This window comes from Amycolatopsis sp. NPDC114503 (assembly GCF_055633655.1).
This window is the reverse complement of the sequence record NZ_JBVKDT010000001.1, coordinates 1,227,135-1,247,242: the sequence shown is the minus strand read 5'-3', so window position 1 is coordinate 1,247,242 and position 20,108 is coordinate 1,227,135. Positions and strand designations below refer to the sequence as shown.

19 protein-coding genes are annotated in these 20,108 nt (G+C 68.4%); 13 read left to right on the top strand and 6 right to left on the bottom strand.

What is annotated here, in order from left to right:
• Position 1: 1 nt before the first annotated feature.
• The gene (locus tag ACZ7OI_RS06085; RefSeq protein WP_470232495.1) at positions 2–685 is read right to left on the bottom strand and encodes an HAD family hydrolase; all 684 of its coding nucleotides are present in this window, start codon (positions 683–685) and stop codon (positions 2–4) included.
• Between the two features lie 104 nt (positions 686–789).
• On the opposite strand from ACZ7OI_RS06085, the gene ACZ7OI_RS06080 reads away from it, so the two are divergent.
• The 4 genes from ACZ7OI_RS06080 (at position 790) to ACZ7OI_RS06065 (ending at position 5,047) form a co-directional block, all read left to right on the top strand.
• The gene (locus ACZ7OI_RS06080) at positions 790–1,401 is read left to right on the top strand and encodes a histidine phosphatase family protein (RefSeq protein WP_470263045.1); all 612 of its coding nucleotides are present in this window, start codon (positions 790–792) and stop codon (positions 1,399–1,401) included.
• Positions 1,402–1,408: 7 nt separating this feature from the next.
• Entirely contained in the window at positions 1,409–2,203 is a 795-nt protein-coding gene (locus ACZ7OI_RS06075; protein WP_344265361.1) for a DeoR/GlpR family DNA-binding transcription regulator, read from the top strand.
• Positions 2,204–2,279: 76 nt separating this feature from the next.
• A complete protein-coding gene (locus ACZ7OI_RS06070) occupies positions 2,280–3,611 on the top strand; it encodes an MFS transporter (RefSeq protein WP_470232498.1) in 1,332 nt (443 codons plus the stop codon).
• Entirely contained in the window at positions 3,608–5,047 is a 1,440-nt protein-coding gene (locus ACZ7OI_RS06065) for an FGGY-family carbohydrate kinase (protein ID WP_470263044.1), read from the top strand. The genes ACZ7OI_RS06070 and ACZ7OI_RS06065 overlap by 4 nt, the downstream gene beginning before the upstream one ends.
• A gap of 387 nt (positions 5,048–5,434) precedes the next feature.
• Here ACZ7OI_RS06065 and ACZ7OI_RS06060 read toward each other — a convergent pair whose 3' ends face one another.
• A complete protein-coding gene (locus ACZ7OI_RS06060) occupies positions 5,435–7,141 on the bottom strand; it encodes a coiled-coil domain-containing protein (RefSeq protein WP_470263043.1) in 1,707 nt (568 codons plus the stop codon).
• A gap of 130 nt (positions 7,142–7,271) precedes the next feature.
• Between ACZ7OI_RS06060 and ACZ7OI_RS06055 the strand changes: the two genes are divergently transcribed.
• The 4 genes from ACZ7OI_RS06055 (at position 7,272) to ACZ7OI_RS06040 (ending at position 12,449) form a co-directional block, all read left to right on the top strand.
• Positions 7,272–8,501: a DUF445 family protein gene (locus ACZ7OI_RS06055; RefSeq protein ID WP_470263042.1), complete on the top strand. Its 1,230-nt coding sequence runs from the start codon at positions 7,272–7,274 to the stop codon at positions 8,499–8,501.
• Between the two features lie 132 nt (positions 8,502–8,633).
• Complete coding sequence (locus ACZ7OI_RS06050; RefSeq protein ID WP_470263452.1) at positions 8,634–9,809, top strand: DUF445 family protein; 1,176 nt, start codon at positions 8,634–8,636, stop codon at positions 9,807–9,809.
• A gap of 47 nt (positions 9,810–9,856) precedes the next feature.
• Entirely contained in the window at positions 9,857–11,080 is a 1,224-nt protein-coding gene (locus tag ACZ7OI_RS06045) for a DUF445 domain-containing protein (RefSeq protein ID WP_470263041.1), read from the top strand.
• 52 nt (positions 11,081–11,132) lie between these two features.
• Entirely contained in the window at positions 11,133–12,449 is a 1,317-nt protein-coding gene (locus ACZ7OI_RS06040; RefSeq protein WP_470263040.1) for an alginate O-acetyltransferase AlgX-related protein, read from the top strand.
• On the opposite strand, the gene ACZ7OI_RS06035 is transcribed toward ACZ7OI_RS06040, so the two are convergent.
• A complete protein-coding gene (locus ACZ7OI_RS06035; protein ID WP_470263039.1) occupies positions 12,403–12,810 on the bottom strand; it encodes a winged helix-turn-helix transcriptional regulator in 408 nt (135 codons plus the stop codon). The genes ACZ7OI_RS06040 and ACZ7OI_RS06035 overlap by 47 nt on opposite strands.
• Before the next feature lie 58 nt (positions 12,811–12,868).
• Between ACZ7OI_RS06035 and ACZ7OI_RS06030 the strand changes: the two genes are divergently transcribed.
• On the top strand, positions 12,869–13,555 hold the full coding sequence (locus ACZ7OI_RS06030; RefSeq protein ID WP_470263038.1) for an NAD(P)-dependent oxidoreductase: 687 nt from the start codon (positions 12,869–12,871) through the stop codon (positions 13,553–13,555).
• Here ACZ7OI_RS06030 and ACZ7OI_RS06025 read toward each other — a convergent pair.
• The 3 genes from ACZ7OI_RS06025 to ACZ7OI_RS06015 are packed head-to-tail and all read right to left on the bottom strand — an operon-like array spanning position 13,552 to position 16,187.
• A complete protein-coding gene (locus ACZ7OI_RS06025) occupies positions 13,552–14,436 on the bottom strand; it encodes a metal ABC transporter permease (protein ID WP_470263037.1) in 885 nt (294 codons plus the stop codon). The two genes, ACZ7OI_RS06030 and ACZ7OI_RS06025, sit on opposite strands and share 4 nt — an antisense overlap.
• Positions 14,437–14,439: 3 nt before the next feature.
• The gene (locus ACZ7OI_RS06020) at positions 14,440–15,276 is read right to left on the bottom strand and encodes a metal ABC transporter ATP-binding protein (RefSeq protein WP_470263036.1); all 837 of its coding nucleotides are present in this window, start codon (positions 15,274–15,276) and stop codon (positions 14,440–14,442) included.
• Positions 15,276–16,187 carry a metal ABC transporter solute-binding protein, Zn/Mn family gene (locus ACZ7OI_RS06015; protein WP_470263035.1) on the bottom strand — a complete coding sequence of 304 codons (912 nt, stop codon included), beginning with the start codon at positions 16,185–16,187 and terminating at the stop codon, positions 15,276–15,278. Before ACZ7OI_RS06015 ends, ACZ7OI_RS06020 begins: the two co-directional genes overlap by 1 nt.
• A 178-nt stretch (positions 16,188–16,365) precedes the next feature.
• Here ACZ7OI_RS06015 and ACZ7OI_RS06010 point away from each other — a divergent pair, with 178 nt between their 5' ends.
• The 4 genes from ACZ7OI_RS06010 to ACZ7OI_RS05995 all read left to right on the top strand — a co-directional run bounded on the left by ACZ7OI_RS06010 (position 16,366) and on the right by ACZ7OI_RS05995 (position 20,064).
• Positions 16,366–17,466: a LacI family DNA-binding transcriptional regulator gene (locus tag ACZ7OI_RS06010; RefSeq protein ID WP_470263034.1), complete on the top strand. Its 1,101-nt coding sequence runs from the start codon at positions 16,366–16,368 to the stop codon at positions 17,464–17,466.
• 163 nt (positions 17,467–17,629) lie between these two features.
• Positions 17,630–18,121 (top strand): beta-class carbonic anhydrase, encoded by a 492-nt coding sequence (locus tag ACZ7OI_RS06005; RefSeq protein ID WP_470263033.1) that lies wholly within the window; start codon positions 17,630–17,632, stop codon positions 18,119–18,121.
• Between the two features lie 23 nt (positions 18,122–18,144).
• The gene (locus ACZ7OI_RS06000; RefSeq protein WP_470263032.1) at positions 18,145–19,020 is read left to right on the top strand and encodes an HhH-GPD family protein; all 876 of its coding nucleotides are present in this window, start codon (positions 18,145–18,147) and stop codon (positions 19,018–19,020) included.
• Between the two features lie 90 nt (positions 19,021–19,110).
• Positions 19,111–20,064 carry a peptidoglycan recognition protein family protein gene (locus tag ACZ7OI_RS05995; protein ID WP_470263031.1) on the top strand — a complete coding sequence of 318 codons (954 nt, stop codon included), beginning with the start codon at positions 19,111–19,113 and terminating at the stop codon, positions 20,062–20,064.
• The last annotated feature ends 44 nt before the right edge of the window (positions 20,065–20,108 follow it).

Genomic DNA, 20,108 nt, shown 5'->3' with positions numbered 1-20,108 from the left:
TTCAGTCCTTCGCAGCCACCGGCTCGCCGGCCAGATAGGCCAGGAGCTTCAGTCGGACGTCGTCATTGCTCGCGGCCACCGCGCTGGCCAGCTCCAGCGCGTCCGGCTTCGGCGGGTACGTCGGGTTGGGCAGCGCGATCACGGTGAGCCCGGCCGCGGCCGCCGCCCGGATGCCGTTGCTGGAGTCCTCGACCCCGAGGCATTCGCTTCCCGATTTGCCGAGCCGGGCCGCCGCCTCCAGGTACACGTCCGGATTCGGCTTGCCCCGCGCGACCTCGGCGCTGGACACTGTCGCGGTGAACTCGCCGGTGAGCTGGTGTTTCTCCAGCACCGCGTCGATCACCCGGCGGGCGGCCGACGACGCGAGCGCGACCGGGACCCGCTCGCTGACTTCGCGCACCATCGCGCCCGCGCCGGGAAGCAACGGCGCTTCTCCCGCGTCGATCGAGGCGATCATGCCGTCGACCACCGCGCGTTCCACCTCGTCCGCCTGGTCCGGCACCCCGCACCGCCGCGCGAGATAACCGGCCCATTCGGGCGCGCTCATGCCTTGCACCGAGGCCGTGTCCTCCGCCGTCCACTCGACTTGGTGGCGAGCGGCGAAAGCGACCCAGTTCTCCTCCCAGAGGTGTTCACTTTCCACCAGGACACCGTCGAGGTCGAACACCACCGCGTCGAGCGTCATCCACCAGATCCCTTCAGAGAGCGAGCCCGTTTCACACGAGCAATGTTAAGTTAACAGCGACATTGAGAAGTTCGCAAGGGTGTTCACACGCAAGGAGGGCACGAGTGGGAGCACGGCTGCTGCTGGCCAGGCACGGGCAGACCGAATGGCACGCGGAGAACCGCTACGCGGGCACCAGCGAGGTAGCGCTGACCGAGGAGGGGATCCGCCAGGCCGACGCGCTGGCCGCGTACGCCCGCCGGGTGAAACCGGACGGGCTGTTCTGCTCGCCGCAACGACGTGCCCGGCGCACGATCGAACCGGCGGCGCAGGCACTTGATCTGGTCCCGGAAATCGTCCCCGACCTGCGGGAAACCTACTTCGGGATCGCGGAAGGCCGCACTCGCGACGAGGTGCGCGAGACCGATCCCGAGGCAGTCGAACGCTTCCTCGCCGACCCCGTCGCCGGCGCGTTCCCGGGTGCCGACGATCCGGTGAAAGCGGCCGAACGCGGAGCCAGCGCGATCCGGGCGATTGCCGCCGCGACCAGCGGAACCGCACTGGTCGTCGCGCACAACACGCTGCTGCGGCTCACGCTTTGCCAGCTGCTCGGCATCCCGTTGTCCCGCTACCGCGGCGTGTTTCCGCGCCTGGACAACGCGGCCGTCACCGAACTGGAGGTGAGCGGTGACCGAACTGCCCTGGTGCGCTTCAACCTCCCAGTGGAACCGCGATAATCACGGCATGTCGAGCGAAAAGCCTGCCGCCCATCCCCGCGAGAACCGTCAGCAGAAGCTGACCGAGCACGTGTTCCGGCAGGGTTCGGCGACCATCGGCGAGCTCGTCGACCTGCTCGGCGTCAGCATGATGACGGTGCACCGGGACATCGACGAGCTGTCCCGGCGCGGCCTGGTCCGGAAGTACCGCGGCGGCGTCTCGGCGATGCCGTCGACGGTGTTCGAGAGCAATGCCGAATACCGGATGAACGCGCACGTAGACGCCAAACGGCTGATCGCGATGCACGCGGTGGAGCAGGTCGAGCCCGGCATGTCGGTGCTGCTCGACGATTCCACGAGCGCGCTCGCGCTGGCCAGGCTGCTGGTCGACGTGACGCCGCTGACCGTGGCCACGAACTACCTCGCCGCGATCGACGTCCTCAAGAACGTGCACGAGCTGCGGCTGATCTGCATCGGCGGCGACTACTCGCCCACCCACGATTCGTTCCTCGGCATGCAGAGCATCGAGTCGATCGAGCGGCTCTCGGTGGACATCGCGTTCGTGTCGACGTCGGCGATGAGCACGTCGATGAGCTTCCACCAGGAGCCCGAGATCGTGATGATCAAGCGGGCCATGCTGGCCGCCGCGCGGCACAAGGTGCTGCTGATGGACCACAGCAAGATGAAGCGCACGGCGCTGCACCGGCTCGCCCCGCTGGACGACTACGACCTGCTGATCGTGGACGAGGAGGCCGATCCGCACTACGTCGACGAGCTGCGCAGCCGGGTCGAGGTGCAGGTCGCCGAACATCCCGACAACTGATCGACTTCATAACACTCTTGCGTGCGAAGTTCACACAGTCCATGATACGTTTGATCTCGACGTCATGGAGGCGTGTATGAACGAGTCGGCAACAGCGGAGTTGCCCAAGTCGGGCTTCGGGCGCTTGCTCACGAAATGGGGGCTGCCCGCGCCCCTGTTCCTCGGGTATGTCGGACTGCTCCTGTTCATGATCGGCGACGGAGTGGAGTCCGGCTTCATCGCGCCGTACATGGCGGACAACGGCGCGGGCACGGAAATCAAAGCGTCGTATGTGATCACCGTGTACGGCGTCGCCGTGATGCTGGCGTCATGGCTGTCGGGCGCGCTGTCCGAACTATGGGGGCCGCGGCGGGTGATGATCATCGGCCTGGTCATCTGGCTGGTGTTCGACGCGCTGTTCCTGACGCTCGGCCTGGCCAGCGGAAACTACGCGGCGATGCTGATCTGCTACGGCATCCGCGGATTCGGCTATCCGATGTTCGCGTTCGGATTCCTGGTGTGGATCACCGCGGTGGCTCCGGTCGCCCGGCTCGGCGCGGCAGTCGGCTGGTTCTACTTCGCCTTCACCGGCGGCCTGCCCACGCTCGGCGCGCTCGTCGCGAGCTTCACCAACCCGCTGTTCGGCCACTACGGCACGCTGTGGGTGGCGGTCGTGCTGCTCGGCATCGGCGGACTCGTGGCTGTGCTCGGGGTCCGGCAGCGCACCGGCTACCGCAGGCTCGCGCCGCCCGACGTGAAACCGGTGCAGAGCCTGGTTTCCAGCGTGTCGATCGCATGGAAGAAGCCTCGGGTCGGCGTCGGCATGATCGTGCGGGTCATCAACACCGCGCCCGAATTCGGCATGCTGGTGTTCTTCCCGACGATCTTCATCTCCCAGATCGGGTTCGGGGAGAGCCGCTGGCTGCTGCTGGTGTCGGTGATCTACGGGACGAACATCTTCTTCAACCTGATCTTCGGCGTGCTGAGCGACCGGATCGGCTGGCGCACCACGATTTTCTGGTTCGGCGCGATCGGCTGCGCGATCTCGATCCTGCTGCTGTACTTCGTGCCGGTCGCGATGGGCGCGCAGTATTACTGGCTCGCGCTGATCGTCGGCGCGCTCTACGGCGCGACGCTCGCCGGGTTCGTGCCGATCTCCGCGCTGCTGCCGTCGCTGGCCCCGGAGCACAAGGGCGGCGCGATGGCTCTGCTGAACCTCGGCGCGGGTGCGGCGGCGTTCGTCGGGCCGGCGATTGTGTCGCTGTTTCTCGGGCCGGCCGGTGCCGCCGGGGTGGTCATCATCTTCGCCGCGCTGTATCTGGTGGCCGCGGTGCTGGTGCGATTCCTGAAACTGCCTGAGGAAACCGAGAAAGCACTCGCGAGCGACGGCAGCCTGCAGGACGTCGAAGAAAGGGTCAGCACGGCGTGAACGAGCAGGTCTCGGTCGGCATTGACGTCGCCACCGCGGGGGTTCGCGCCTTCGCGGTGCGCGGCGGCTCGGTCCTCGCCACCGCATCGGCGTCGCTGCCGGTGCCGGTGCGCGCGGGCGGTGGCCGCAGTGAACAGGATCCGTCGGCGTGGTGGCCCGCGGTCTGTTCGGTGCTGACCGAGGTCACTGCCGCGCTGCCCGGACGCGGCGCGGAGGTCTCGGCGGTGGCGATCGCGGCGACGTCCGGGACGATCGTCGGAGTCGATGCCGCAGGAGAACCGGTTACGCCCGCGTTGATGTACGACGATCGGCGCGGCGCGGACTACAACGCGAAAGCCGTGGAACTCGGTGCCAGCCGGTGGCGGGCGCTGGGTTCAGGAGTCTCGCCGACCGCGGCGCTCGGCCGGATCGCGTGGCTGGCCGAGCACACCGAGGCAGTGGCCGTCCGGCACACGCCGGAGATGATCGCGGCGAAACTGACCGGGCATCCGGTCGCGGCGGATTGGTCGCACGCGCTCAAGAGCGGCTACGACCCGCTGGCCGAGGAATGGCCGTCCGAGGTGTTCGCCGGGTTGGGCGTGCCGGACGGGATGCTGCCGCCGGTGGTCGCTCCGACAAGCGTGCTCGGCGAGGTTTCGGTGCCGACGGCCGGGTTGCCCGCCGGATGCCTTGTGGTGGCGGGCATGACGGACGGGTGCGCGGGACAGCTGGCCGCAGGCGCGGTCGAACCGGGGCGGTTCGTGGGGATTCTGGGGACCACGTATGTCCTGAAGGGCGTCACGGAATCGCTGGTGCCCGATCCCACGGGAGTCATGTACAGCCACCGGCATCCAGACGGCTGGTGGCTGCCAGGCGGCGCGTCGAATACCGGTGGCGAGTCCGTTTCGGACAGTCCGCGATTGGCGGAGCTGGACGCCGCCGCTGCAGCACGTGGTCCAGCCGAGGTGGTGGCGTTCCCGTTGCGGCACAAGGGAGAGCGGTTTCCCTTCGCGCACGGCGACGCGGAAGGCTTCGTCCTCGGCACCCCAGCTGACGAGATCGAACTGCACCGGGCGCGGCTGGAAGGAGTCGCCTTCCTGGAACGACTCGCATTGGATCATCTGCGACGGCTGGGCGTTCCAGTCCGCGAACCGCTCCTCGCGGCGGGCGGCGGCAGCAAGAGTCCTTTGTGGACTCAGATCCGGGCTACGGTGAGCGGGCTTGGACTGCAGGTGGCACCGCAGGCGGAAACCGGATATGGCGCAGCACTCCTCGCGGCGGCGGGGTGCACGCCGGGCGGGCTCAGTGCGGCGTGCGAGGAAATGCCGGTGGGGTCGCTCGTCGAGCCGAATCCTCGTGAGGCAGCGGCGATGGTGGCTTCGTACCAACGGTTTTGCCGGGAGCTGCGGGATCGCGGCTGGATTGACGAGGAACTGTTCACGGTGGCGGCGGGGTGATGCGGCTGGTGAACGCACCGTTGCGAGGTTAAGCCTCGGTGCCGTGGTCGGTCGATCTTGGCTGGAGGCGGCGGCCTAAGGAGGAGTACGCCGGGAGCAGCCTCCCAGCCCTCGGCACGATCCGCCCGACTATCCCGATCCGGCCAGGGAATTCGCTTTTCCCAAGGGCCAGCATGATCTTGAGAGGCGGCCGGAGAAGGTCGCTCGAGAGAATGGCCGAGCCATGGCGCACGCGAGAATGGCTAGACCGTGGCCAGCCCTGATCCGCCGCCGACGTCCATCCGACGCACGGACGCCATCATTTCTGGTGCTGTCGCGGGCCAAACTGCGGCCACGCAGTGCTAGGCGCGCCAGGAGCGTCGCAGGAATCAGGGCGAGCGGACCAGATCAGGAACGGCCTGCGCGAGGGCGACCGGGGCGGCGACCGTTGCCGTTGCCGGTCCGAGGGGTTGGCGGGTCTTTGGCGGTTTGCTGCGAGTCGTCGGCCGCTGGTGCGTCCGGAGTCGCGGAGGCGGCTGCGCGCGGGGTCGGCTGGGGCAGGGCGGGAGAGTCAGTCGGCGAAGGTGCGTCGGCTGAAGCCTGCGAGGGCTCCGCAGTGGCGGCTTCCTCTTCCTGCGTACCGAGAAAGCGCAATGCCTCCTGGACGGCCTCGTTGGTGGCGGCGATCCGGTCGGCGACTTTGGTACGCAGGTCCAGGGCCAGGGTGCGCGATTCGGTGGCTTCGGTTTGCTTTTGGAGGGCGTCGGCGAGGGCGGTTTCGGCCTGCGCCTTCTTGATCGCGATCTCTTCCGACGCCCGACGGTCGGCTTCGGCTCGGAGTTTGGCGGCCTCGGCTTCGGCGGCGGCGTCGGTTTCGGCGCGGACGCGGGCCGACTCTTCGGCGGCGGCGAGACGGGCGGCTTCGGCTGCGGCGTCTGCCTCGGCGCGAGCTTGGGCGGCTGCTTCGTCGGCTTCGGTGCGGACGCGGAGGGCTTCCGCGTCCTTCTCGTCGCGGATGCGGCGGGCTTCGGCGTCCGCGGCTAGGCGGGCGTGCTGGGATTCGGCGTCCGCCTTGGCTCGGGCTTCGGCTGCGGCTTCGTCGGCCTGGGTGCGGGCAGCTAGCGCCGTCTGGTCTGCTTCGGCGCGGGCCGCTGCGGAGGCCTGGTCGGCCTCGGCACGAGTCCGGGCGGCTGCTTCGTCGGCTTCGACGCGGGCGCGGTCGGCGGCCTCGGTGCGGGATGCGATCTCGGCGTCGGCCGCGGCAGTGCGGGAAGTGATGTCCTCATTGGCTGCCGCAGTACGGGTGGCGATATCCGTATCAGCCGCAGCCGTACGCGTGGCGATATCAGAATTAGCCGCCGCCGTGCGTGTGGAGATGTCCTCGTCAGCCGCTGCCAGGCGGGTGGCGATATCCGAATCAGCCGCGGCCGTGCGGGCGGCGATGTCCGCATCAGCCGCCGCAGTACGGGTGGCGATGTCCTCGTTGCCCGCCTTAAGCCGTGCCTCCAGATCCGCCAGGCGGGTCGCGATCTCCTCGTCCGCCGCGGCAGTGCGAGAAGCGATATCCGCTTCCGCAGCCGCAATCCGGGATTCCAGTTCCGCCTGTCGCGCGGCCAAGTCCTTCTCCGCCGCCGCGACCCGGGCGTCCAGGGCTTCCGATCGCGCGGCGAGGTCGGCGTGGGTCTCCGTCAGCAAGCGCTGGCGTTCCGCTTCCGCTTCCTTAGCCGCTTTGTCCGTTGCCCGTTGGGTTTCGTGGGCGTAGCGGTCCGCTTCGGCGCGCGTCGAGGTCGCGTCTGCTTCCGCCGAGCGGCGGAGGTCGGCGATTTCCTCCTCGGCCAGCTGCACCATCATCCGCACGCGCTCGGAGATCGCGCCGGCGCCGGCCGGGCTCGAGGTGACTCGGACTAGCGCGGCCTTCGCCTCGGACAACTCCGACTGGGCTGTCGTCAGTGCCTTCGTGAGCTCGCCCGCGGTGGCCACCGCCTCGTCGCGGCCGTGGGAGGTCGTGCTCAGTTCGCTGGTCAGCTGGGCGATGCGGGCGTCGACCTGGTGGGGGTCGTAACCCTTGCGGGTAACAGCAAAGGCGGGGTGCTGCGGCTTTTCGGGCGCGACCATCGGGCTACCTTAGTGAGCGGGGCACCTGCGGCATGTACCGCCAAACGGCTGCATTACGAAACGCGGAACCCGACGTCACGCATGGCATCCTGTCCCCTCGACCTACCGCGCGGGCGAACGGGGCAGACGCATGGACCTTTCAGCCATCGCCGCCGACCTGGCCGCGCACTGGCACGTGTACGCGACCATGCCGTTCATCGCGGCGCTCATCGGCTACCTGACCAAACGCGTCGCCATCGAGATGATGTTCCGGCCGCTCGAGTTCCGCGGCATCCGGCCCTTCCTCGGCTGGCAGGGCGTCATCCCGGCCAACTCCCGGCGGATGGCCACCACCGCCGTCGACCTCCTGACCAAGAACCTCCTCGACCCGCGCGAGGTCTTCGCCCGGCTCGATCCCGAGGAAATGGTCGCGCAGCTGGAAGAACCGCTGCTGAAGGCGGTCGACGAGGTCACCCGCGAGGTGTTCGAGACCTATCAGCCGCGGCTGTGGGAAATGCTGCCCGCCCGCGCTCAGCAACTGCTGGTGGACCGCGTCCGCGCGCAGGCGCCCGTGGTCGTGAAGCGGCTGATGCGGGAAGTGTCGGCCAATGTGGACGAAGTTCTCGACGTCAACGACATGCTGATCAACGCGATGGTCCGGGACAAATCGCTCACCTGCCGGTTGATCCGCGAGGTCGCGGCACCCGAATTCCGGTTCATCGCGCGCAGCGGGATCGGCTTCGGATTCGTGATCGGGCTCGTCCAGCTCATCGCCTGGGCGCTCACGAAACAACCGGTGATCATGCCGATCTTCGGTTTCGTCACGGGCTTCGTCACGGACTGGCTCGCGCTCAAAATGATCTTCTACCCGCGTCAGCCCCGCCGGTTCCTGTTCTTCACCTGGCAGGGAATGTTCCAGAAACGCCGCGCGCAGGTCGCCGCGGATTACGGCGCGTTGATCGCGGAGGAAGTCCTCACCGCGGGCAATGTGCTCGAAGCCGTGCTGACCGGGCCGCGTGCGGACAAGCTGTTCGCGCTCGTCACGCGGGAGGTCCAACGAACCGTCGACGCACAGGCCGGGCTGGCGAAACCGCTGGTCGCGCTGGCTGTCGGCGGGCGCGAGTACCAGCAGATGAAGCAGGCCGCCGCGGAGAAGGCCATCGCGTATCTGCCGGAGACCGTCAAGCACGTCGAGAGTTACGCGACTGACGCGCTCGACGTCCGCAACACCATCGTCGAGAAGATGCAGCAGCTGACGCCCTTGGAGTTCGAGGGCATTCTCCGGCCGGCGTTCAAACAGGACGAATGGAAGCTGATCGCGGTCGGCGCGGTGATCGGCGGGCTCGTCGGCGAACTGCAGGTGCTGCTCTTCTTGGGATAATCCGCGGCTCTGCCGTCCGTTGAGGGTGGTGGTGGGGAGGATGCGGAATAGCGCGCGGGTTACCGTTCCGTAGGCAACACGGAGGGGACGCGCGTGCACACATTCGCCGAGCACTGGCCGGTGTACGTCTCCATGCCGTTCATCGCGGCGCTGATCGGTTACGTCACCAAGCGCGTCGCCATCGAGATGATGTTCCGGCCGCTCGAATTCGTCGGCCTGCGGCCGTTCCTCGGCTGGCAGGGCGTGCTGCCCGCGAACGCCGAGCGGATGGCGACCACCGCGACCGAAATGCTCACCACCAACCTCGTCGACCCGCGGGAGATCTTCGCCCGGCTCGACCCGGCGCAGGTCGCGAAGGAGATCGAACAGCCGCTGCTGCGCGTGGTCGAGGACGTCACCCGCGAGGTGATGGAGACCTACCAGCCGCGGCTGTGGGAAATGCTGCCGTCCGGCGCGCAACAGCTGCTGCTGAAACGCGTGCAGGCGGAGGCGCCGCGGGCGATCACGAAGATCATGCGCGAGATTTCCCAGAACATTGAGGACGTGCTCGACCTCAAGCACATGGTCGTCACGAACCTGGTGCGCGACAAGGCTTTGCTCAACCGGCTGATCCGCGACATCTCGCGGCCGGAAATGCGGTTCATCGCGCGGTCGGGCATCTGGTTCGGGTTCATTCTCGGCTGCGTGCAGCTGCTCGTGTGGACGCTGACGCGCTCGCCGATCGTGCTTCCGCTGTTCGGCCTCGCGATCGGCTGGCTGACCGACTGGCTCGCGCTCAAAATGATCTTCCTGCCGCGCGAGCCGAAACGGTTCTTCGGCTTTTACAACTGGCAGGGCGTGTTCCAGAAGCGCCGCGACGAGGTCGCCGCCGACTACGGCGACATGATCGCGCGCGAGATCATCACCGTGCCGAATCTGCTGGAAGCCGTGCTGCGCGGACCGAAATCCGACCGGCTGTTCTCGCTGATCAGCCGCGAGGTGCAGAAGACGATCGACGCACAGGCGAGCGTCGTGAAGCCGTTCGTCGCGATCGCGGTGGGCACGAAGCGGTTCCAGGAGATGAAGCAAGTCGCCGCCGCGAAAGCCGCCGAGCGCGTGCCGGACACCATCCGGCACGCGGAGACGTACGCGATCAACGCGCTCGACGTCCGCAACACCATCGTGGACCGGATGCGCCAGCTCAGCCCGCTCGAGTTCGAACAGCTGCTGCGGCCCGCGTTCCGGCAGGACGAATGGAAGCTGATCGCGGTCGGCGCGGTGATCGGCGGACTGGTCGGCGAGCTGCAGGCGTTGCTGCTCCTCGGCTAGGACGCGCACGCGATACGGTTTCCTTCCGGAGCGGGGAGGGAGACCCGGTGGACGCGGTGCTGGACGACTTCGCGCGGCACTGGCCGGTGTACGTCTCGATGCCGTTCGTCGCCGCGCTGATCGGCTACGTCACCAAACGCGTCGCGATCGAAATGATGTTCCGTCCGCTCGAATTCGTCGGCATCCGGCCGTTCCTCGGCTGGCAGGGCGTGGTGCCGAAGCACGGCGGGCGGATGGCCGCGATCGCGACCGACCTGCTCACCGCGAACCTGCTCGACATCGACGAGGTCTTCGCGCGCGTCGACCCGGTGATCATCACCCGCGAACTCGAACAGCCGCTGCTGCGCGCGGTCGACGGGATCGCCCGCGACGTGCTCGAACAGCACCATCCGCGGCTGTGGGAGGTCATGCCCACGATCGCGCAGGAACTGCTGATCAAACAGGTGCAGGCCAGCACTCCGCAGCTGGTGCGGGAGTTCCTGGACGAGGTCCGCGACAACCTCGACCAGGTCCTCGACGTCCGGCACATGACGGTCGAACGGCTCACCCGCGACCGCGCGCTGCTGGTCCGGCTGATCCGCGAAACGTCCCGCCCGGAGATGACGTTCATCGCGCGCGCCGGGATCGTCTTCGGCTTCGTGCTCGGTCTCGTCCAGGCCTTGGTCTGGGCACTGACGCGACAGCCGCTGGTGCTGCCGATCTTCGGCGGCGCGATCGGGCTGTTCACCGACTGGCTGGCGATCAAGATGATCTTCCTGCCGCGCGAACCGGTCCGGCTGGGCCGGGTGATCCTGCAGGGCAAGTTCCAGCGGCGACGTGCCGAAGTGGCCCGGCAGTACGGCGAACTGGTCGCCAACGAGGTGCTGACCGTCCCGAATCTGCTCGACGCCCTGCTGCGCGGCCCGAAGTCGGACCGGCTCGTGGCGATGGTCGAACGCGCCGTCGGACACGCGGTGGACGCGCAGGTCAGCGCCGCGAAACCGGTGGTCGCGCTTGCCGTCGGGGCACAGCGGCTACAGGAGATGAAGCACGCCGCGGCGCAGCGGGCGCTGGCCGAGATGCCGCTGACCGCGCGCTACGCCGAGGGGTACCTGACCGAGGCGATGGACGTGGCGAAGATGGTGGAGCAGCGGATGCTCGCGCTGACGCCACTGGAGTTCGAGGGCCTGCTGCGACCGGCGTTCCGGCAGGACGAATGGAAGCTGATCGCGGTCGGCGGCGTGATCGGGTTCCTCGTCGGCGAGCTGCAAGTCCTCCTCATGCTCGGCTGAGTTTTCGGCGGTTGTTCGCGCCGGGCTCACTCGATATGACTAACGTGAGGGCGTGTCCGAGCCACCGCAGCTGCCCGCAGTCCACGAGGCCTACCTGCCCCGCGAGCACGCGCTGCATCGCCCGCGGCACGGCAAGCGGCAGCTGACCGCGCTGGTCAGCGCCCTGTTGTTCTTCGTGACGCCGACCCTGCTGTGGGTCGTCGGAGTCCGGCCGAGCGAGATCGAAAACCACAAACTCGCCGGATTCCCCAACCTCGGCGAAGGGTTCGGGTTCTTCACCAATCTCCCCAAATGGGCGACGGATCAGCTGTCGTTCCGGGCCGGCGCGATCAACGCGGCGAACGGGATCAGCGAGGGCGTCTTCGGCGAGGCCGCGCCGCTCGACCAGGGTTCGGCGTCGAGCAACGGCCCCATCCCGGCGCCGCCGCTGCAGCAGCCGGGCGCGCCGAACACAGGTCCGACCGTGCCGAGCGGACCGGGTTCCAGCCAGGCCGGATACCGCAAGGTCGTTCAGGGTGCGGACGGCTGGCTGTACTACGGCTACGACTCCGAGGCGAAGTGCACGCCGACCCAGGACATCGACACCACGATGAAGCGGATCGACGAACTGCGCGCGGCGGTCGAGGCGTCCGGCCGGAAGTTCGTGTTCGTGGTGACACCGGACAAGACGACGATGGTGCCGCAGTTCCTGCCCGCGAGCTACCCGGGCAAGGAGTGCTCGCAGGCCGCCTCGCCGAACGACTGGTACAAGATCACCACCGAAGGCCACTCGCTCGATCTGCGCCCGCAGCTCGCCGCCGAAGCAGCCCGGGTCGGGCACCCGATCTACGCCCCCAACGACACGCACTGGCGCGACGAAGGCGGCCTCGTGCTGACCCGCGCGCTCGCCGACACCCTCAAGCCGGGTGCGACGAACAGCTGGCTGAGCGCCCCGGACGGCCAGTACGACGCGGTCGCGGACCTGCCGCTGCTGCTCGGCCAAACCGGCGTCAAGACGAACACCCGGTACAACCTGCGCCCGGACGGCGTCACCGACCGCGCGGGAGAATTCGTCGGGAGCATCGACCAGCCGGTGCACCGCTCGGCCCCGCCGATCGTCGGCACGATCGACCAGCCGACCCTCGTCTACGGCGACTCGTTCAGCCTCGCGTCGTCGCGGTATCTGGAGGCGGCGTTCACGAATCTCACGTACCTGGCGTATTCGACGGACAAGACGCCGCAATCGCAGGCGGTGGACCAGTTCGTGAACTCGCACGTGGTGGTTTTGCAGGCGGTGGAGCGGAATGTCGCGGGCGGGTTGGTGCCGTTTACCGACGAGGGGTTTATTTCGGCGGTGAAGACGGCGTTGGCGCAGCATCCGATCCGGTAGCCGGTGCGTGGTGGCGGTGGGCCAGCAGGTCGGCCAGGTGCTGATCGCTCCACTCGCGCATGGCGTCGATGACCGGCAGGAGGCTGCGGCCGAGGTCGGTCAGCTCGTAGGTGACGTGGGGCGGATTGGCCTGGTGGTCGGTGCGGGTGAGGAGACCGTCGCGGGCCATGTCGCGCAGGGTTTCGGTCAGGACTTTGGCGCTGCTGACGCCCAGGATTTGGCGGAGGTGGCTGAAGCGCCGCGGGCCGTCCAGCAACGCGACGACGACCATTCCGGTCCACTTCCCGCCGACGTGGAAGGGGAAGGCAGCCATCGGGCACGCCGGATCCATCCGGGCGCTGAGCTGGGCATCGGCAGACATCTCCGGTGGCCTCCGGTTTCGTTGAAGTAACCAGTTTTCCGAAGCTAGCGTCGCGCGCATGGTGCCAGATGAGCGAAACGGTCCGATCGTGGTTTTCGGTGCTGGAGGGCGGGCCGGGCGCGCCATCGTCGCCGAGGCGCTGCGGCGCGGACGCCCAGTGCTCGGGGTGGTTCGCGACCCTGCCCGGCACTCCGGATTGTCCGCCCTCGGGGATGTCCTCGAGGTGGTCGCGGGCGATCTGACTGACTCGGACAGCGTCGCGACCGTGTTGCCTGACGAGGTCGCGGCATTGGTGAATGCGGTGACGCCGATTACCGGACCGCCGGAGTCGTTCGAAGGCTTCGACCCCGGCTACTTCGTGGGTTTGGTCGGGAACCTAGTTCAGGCCGCGCGGGGATCCCGGGTGATCGAAATCGGTCTCGCCGCGACTCTTCGTACCGGCAGCGGCCGAATGTTCGAGGACCCCGCGGCCTTTCCCGCTTTCTTGCGTCCCTTCGCCGAAGCCCGGATGCAGGGCCTGGCCGCCTGGCGGGAACAACCCCCGGCGGTGGACTGGCTGGTCGTCACGCCGCCGCCCGAGTTGTCGCTCGAAGCACCAGCGACCGGCGAATACCGGCTCGCGGGCGACGTGCTCGACGCCCAAGCAGCGTCAATCCCCTTGTCCTACGCGGATCTGGCGACAGCCGTCCTCGACCAGATCGATCAACCGACATTGTCGCGCCGGCAGGTGTCCGTGTACCGCTAGCCGACCGGAACCGCAGCCACTTCCACCGGGCTGGTCCGCACCCCGCGCCGCCGGTCGCGGACCCACGCGAGCACCCGGCACACCAGATAGATCAAGAACGAAATCGACGTCACGAACGCACTCACCGGCAACCCCGGCGCCAGCGACAGCACGATCCCGCCCAGCGCGGCGACCTCCGCGAACACCACCGACAACACCGTCGCGCGCAGCGGACTAGCCGTCACCCGGGCGGCAGCCGCCGCGGGAGTCACCATCAGAGCGACCACCAGCAGCGACCCGACCACCTGCACGCTCAGCGCCGTCGCGACTCCGACCAGCAGGGAAAACAGCACCGTCAACGACTTGACCGGCACCCCGCGCGCCTCGGCGACCGCGCGGTCGACGCTCGCGAACAGCAGCGGCCGGTAGATCAGCGACAGCACCGCCAGCACCGCCGCGGCCGAGATCACCAGCGCGGTCAGGTTCGTGCTGTCCACGGTGATGATCTGACCGGTCAGAATCCCGAATTTGTTCGCCGACCGTCCTTTGTAGAACGACAGCAGCAGGACGCCCATGCCCAGCCCGAAGGACAGGATCACGCCGATGACCGAATCTCGGTCCGAGTCGCGGATTCCCAGGATTCCCAGCAGCAGCGCGGCAGCCACCGCTCCGGCCAGTGCGCCGTATTCCACCCCGACGCCCAGCAACAGCGCGCCGGCCGCGCCGGTGAAGGCCAGTTCTGACGTGCCGTGCACCGCGAAGGACATGCGGCGCATCACGATCAGCGGGCCGAGCACCCCGGCCAGCAAGCCCAGCACCGCGGCGGCGATCAGCGCGATCCGGACGCTGTCCAGTTCCGCGATCAGCTCCCACGTCTTGGCGAAGTCGAACATGCCGTCCAAGGCTCAGCCCACTGCTTCCTGCTCGTGGTGATGCGGTTGGTCCTCGCACAACGCGCTCTGCGCACCGGCGATGTGGATCTGCCCGCCGACGCGCAGCACCTCGATCTTCGTTCCGTACAGATCCGACAGCGTCTCCGAGGTCATCACCTCGTCCGGCTTGCCGATCCGGAACTGGCCGTTCACCAGGTACAGCACGCGGTCGACGAACTGCAGCACCGGGTTGATCTCATGCGTCACGAACAGCACCGCGGACCCGGCATCGCGGCGTCGCGCGTCGATCAGTTCGCTGACCGCACGCTGGTGCGCGAGGTCCAGCGACAGCAGCGGTTCGTCGCACAACAGCACCGTCGGGTCGCCGACCAGCGCCTGCGCTACCCGGAGCCGTTGCTGCTCGCCGCCGGACAGCCGGCCGACCGGCTGCTTCGCGTAGCGCGTGCCGCCGACGGATTCGATCACCGACGCCACGCGGCGTTTCCGCGCGCGCATTCCAGCCAGACCCGGTCCCCAGCGGTGGCCGTCCAGTCCTAAACCGACCAGGTCGACGCCGCGCAGCGTGAGCGAATCGTCGATCGCTCGCTGCTGCGGGATGTAGCCGACCTTGCGGTTCGCGCCGCCCGGACGGCCGCCGGCGATTTCCACCGTGCCCGCCGACAGCGACTGCATGCCCAGCAACGCCTTGAGGAAGCTGCTTTTGCCGGAACCGTTCGGGCCGAGGACCGCCAGGAATTCGCCCGGCTCGACGTCCAAGTCCAAACCGGACCAGAGGGTGCGGTCGCCGAAGGCGAGCCCGGCCCCGCGCACGCGGACCGCGGGGCCGGCATCGGGAAGCTGGACGGACATCAGCTGTTCAGAGCCCCCGACAGCGCGTCCACATCCTTGGTCATCCAGTCAATGTAGCCCGTGACGTTCGCCGGGAGCGTCTCGGATACGTCGACCACCGCGACCCCGGACGCCTTCGCGTCGGCGACTGCCTGCTTGGTCAGCGGGGTGACCGTCTGCACATTGTTGACCAGCGCCTTCACCTGCTTCTCCTTGATCAGCTTGGTGAACTCGGACACCGCCGCGGCGGGCACGTCGGTCTCGTTCTCGATCGCGTCGGAGAAGGCCTTCGGGGTGGCGTCGCCGATGTTCGCGGTCTTGAGCAGATAGTGCGCGACCGGTTCGGTGACGACGACCTTCGTATTCGGGTGCGCGGTGCCGAGCGCACCCGCCTTCTTGATCAGGCCGTCGAGCTGGCCCTTGAAGTTCTTGGCGTTGTCCTCGAACTTCTGCTTCGAGGCGGGCTGGATCTCGCCGAGCGCGGCCGCGACCTGGTCGGCGACCTTCCCGACGCCCGGCAGGTCGTACCAGACGTGCTCGTTCTCCTCGCCGGGCTTGGCGATGTCGTAGGCGACCAGTTTCTTCGCCGAAGCCGCCTCGCCGGAGAGCTTGGTGAAGAACTCGTCGTACCCGCCGCCGTTGGCCAGCGTCAGCTGCGCCTTCTTGGCGGCGAGCGCGTCGTCGGCGGTGGATTCGTACGAGTGCGGGTCGGCGGACGGATCGTGAATGATCGACGTGACCTGCACTTTGTCGCCGCCGATGGCGGACGCGACGCTGCCCCAGACGTCGGTGGAGGCGACGACCTTCACCTGGTCGCCCGTTCCCCCTCCCGCCCCGGAACCGGTCGAGGACGTGCTGGAGCACGCGCCGAGCGCGAACACAGCCAAGGCCGACGCGGCGGCGAGAACGCTCGTGGTGCGGCGGGAAGTCATCGGGCACTCCTGGGTCGAACTGCTAATGGAAATCGTTGTCAGATTCACTTTACCCCATCCGAACGGCGAGCCTCACTCCACCGGGTGGCCGTACCCGCTCTTGATCACCGAGAGGATCGAGACACTCACCACAGGGGTGTCGCTTCTGGAAAACGATCTGAACCGTTACGGTTTGCGGATGGGCCGTCCTATTCGCACCCGGAGGCAGGCGACATTGGCGTCGCTCGCGGCGGAACTCGGGGTGTCCAGGACCACCGTGTCCAACGCCTACAACCGCCCGGATCAGCTGTCTCCCGAACTGCGCCGTCGCGTGCTCGAGACCGCTCGGCGGCTCGGCTACCCCGGCCCGGACCCGGTCGCGCGCTCGCTGCGCACCCGCAAGGCGGGAGCGGTCGGGCTGCTGCTGACCGAGAACCTCTCTTACGCCTTCCGCGACCCGGCCGCCGTCGGCGTGCTCGAAGGACTCGCGCTGGCCTGCGAGGACGCGGGTGTCGGCTTGCATCTCGTACCGGCCAGCCCCGGTCGCGAGGACCTCGCCGCGGTGCACCGCGCGGGCGTGGACGGGTTCGTCGTGTACTCCGTGCCGGACGACGATCCGCATCTCGCGGCCGTCCTGGAACGACCGGTGCCGACGGTGATCATCGACCAGCCCCGTATCGAGGGCGTCGACCGGGTCGGCCCGGACGACGCGGCCGCGGTCACTCAGCTCGCGGACCATCTGGTGGCGCTCGGCCATCGCCAGATCGGTGTCCTGTGCATGCGGCTCGGCCGCGAGCGCAACGACGACTTCGTGACTTCCGAACGCCAGAGCGGCGCGCACTTCCACGTGCAGCGGACCCGGCTGGAGGCGCTGGCGACGGCGTTCTCCTCGGCTGGCGTCGACTGGGCGACCGTCCCCGTGGTCGAGCGCTTCGACCACACGGTGGACGACGGCGCTTCTGCCGCCCGCCAGCTGCTCGACGCGTATCCGCAGGTCACCGCACTGGTCTGCACCTCGGACATCCTCGCGCTCGGTGCGCTGGCCGAGGCCGCGCGGCGCGGTCTGCGGGTGCCGCTCGACCTCACGGTGACTGGTTTCGACGGCATCTCCGAGGCGGAGCGTTCCGGGCTCACGACGGTGCATCAGCCGGTGCTGGAGAAGGGCAAGGTGGCCGGACGGCTGCTGCTCAGCTCGGCCGAGCGGGTCGGGCCCAAGGTCATCACGCTGCCGACCGAACTGCGGGTCGGCCGCACCTCGGCGCCGCCGCGGACGGTCGAGGAGCCCTGGTTCGGCGGCTGAGGTCGTGAGTGGCTACGCCGGTTAGAACCGGCATGAACACGCACGAGCACCCCCAGCCTTTGCCGTGATTTCCCGCCCACCGCATTGTGTGCGCGGGCCTGGGCCGGTTCCATGGGAAGAACCGCCCGCGTCCCGCGGGGAAGCGCAGGCCGAAAGGTGCCCCATGACCTCCATCGACGTGCTGCTCAAGCGTAATCGGGAAATCGGCGACATCGTTCCCGGCGACCGGTCCTCCCCCAAGCCGTCGCTGCAGGTGTCGATCCTGACCTGCATGGACGCGCGGATCCGGGTGTTCGAGATCTTCGGCCTGCTCCAGGGCGAGGCACACGTGCTGCGCAACGCGGGCGGCGTGGTCACCGACGACATGATCCGGTCGCTCGCGCTCAGCCAGCGCAAGCTCGGCACCCGCGAGGTGCTGATCGTCCAGCACACCGACTGCGGCCTCTCCACGGTCACCGAAGACGAGTTCAAGGACGAGCTGGAGTCCGCCACCGGGCTGCGGCCGACCTGGGCCGTCGAGGCGTTCCGCAAGGTCGAGGACAGCGTGCGCACCTCGATGGAGCGCGCCCGGCGCAGCGACTTCCTCCTGCACAACGACAACGTGCGCGGATTCGTCTACGACGTGAAGGCCGGGAGCCTGACCGAAGTCAAGTAGCAGCCGTCGTATTCAATGGCGGGGTGGCAGTAGACACCGATGTTCTGATCGATTGGTTCGCCGACGTCGGCCGGGACCTGCCGTGGCGGGAACCGGACTGCTCGGCGTGGGGCGTGCTGGTCAGCGAAATCATGCTGCAGCAGACGCCTGTTTCGCGCGTTCAGCCGATCTGGCTGGAGTGGATGGCCCGTTGGCCGGTGCCCTCAGCGCTGGCCGCCGAGACCACCGGCGAGGTCGTGCGCGCGTGGGGCAAGCTCGGCTACCCGCGTCGCGCGCTTCGGCTGCATGCCGCCGCCACCGTCATCGCTCAGGAGCACGGCGACGTCGTTCCGTCCGATGTGGACACATTGCTCGCGTTGCCCGGCATCGGCGCGTACACGGCGCGCGCGGTGGCGGCGTTCGCGTACGGCAAGCGTGCGCCGGTGGTGGATACGAACGTCCGGCGAGTGGTCGCGCGTGCCGTTCATGGCGCGGGAGACGCTGGTCCGGCGTCGAATACCCGCGACATGGCGGACGTCGAGGCGTTGCTTCCCGCCGAAGACGCGCCTGCGGCGAAGCTGTCCGCTGCGCTGATGGAACTGGGCGCGCTGATCTGCACCGCCCGGTCGCCGAAGTGCGCGGACTGCCCGATTTACGCCGAATGCGCCTGGCAGCACAACGGCCGTCCCGAATACGCCGGTCCGGCCAAGCCGGTGCAGAAGTTCGCCGGCACCGACCGGCAGGTGCGCGGGCTGCTGCTGGACGTCCTGCGCGGCAGCGAGGGGCCGGTCGAGAAAGCGCGGCTGGACCTCGTGTGGCACGAGTCCGGCCAGCGCGACCGGTGCCTGGATTCGCTGCTCGTGGACGGTCTGCTGGAGCAAACCCCCGACGGGCTCTTCTCGCTCCCCGGGGAACACTGACGCACTACGACGAAAGTCGGCAAAAAGTTGTCCCCTCCGGGGCGCCGGGTTAGCTTTCCCCCGTCGCACTTCCGGGCTGAGGAGTTCCGCATGGGGGAAGCAACGCGTCGTGCCGTCTTGAAGGGCGGCCTCACCGTCACCGCCGTGGGCGCTTTGGGGTTCGCCACAGCGAGATCCGCGGCCGCCGTCACCACTCCGGTCATCCATTCGACGGCCGAGTGGAACGCCCGGCCCGCCTCGGGCGCGATCGTGGTGGAGAACCACAAGCCGACCTACATCGTCGTGCACCACACCGTCGACCCCGGCAACAACACCGACTACTCGCTGGCGCACGCGCTGCAGATCTCGCGGGACATCCAGAACTTCCACATGGACACCCGCGGCTGGATCGACACCGGCCAGCAGTTCACGAACAGCCGCGGCGGCTTCGTCACCGAGGGGCGGCACCGCAGCCTCGAAATCCTGCGCGGCGGGACGCAGCACGTGCAGGGCGCGAACGTGGCCAACCACAACAGCGAATGCCTCGGCATCGAGAACGAGGGCCTCTACAGCACGGTCGACGTGCCGGTCGCGCTGTGGGATTCACTCGTGCAGCTGATCGCCTACATCGCGCACCAATACGGCATCACGCCCGAATTCATCAAGGGCCACCGCGATTTCAACTCGACCGAGTGTTGCGGCCAGGTGCTCTACGACCGGCTCCCGGAGCTGCGCAAGGCAGTCGGCCAGCAACTCGGCCTGTCTGTCGCCCGGCTCGACGCGCCGGAGTGGCCGCTGCTCAAGCCGGGCGACACCGGGCCGCGGGTGAGGACCGCGCAACGGTTCCTGCGCGCGGCCGGGTTCGGCGTACCCACCGACGGCGTGTTCGGCAAGGCGACCGCGGACGCGGTGTCCGCGCTGGCCGTCGCGCACGGGCTTTCCCGCGACAGCTGCACCGCGGCTCGGGCCAGCGACGAGTCCGCCTACCTCGGCTCGGACGTCTGGCCGCTGATCGTGCCGGCGGACCGCTCGACCGCCGCGTGGCGCACCGAGCTGGCCCGCTGACCGGGGACGCCTCACGCGTGCCAGCGAGGGCGGCACACGTGAGG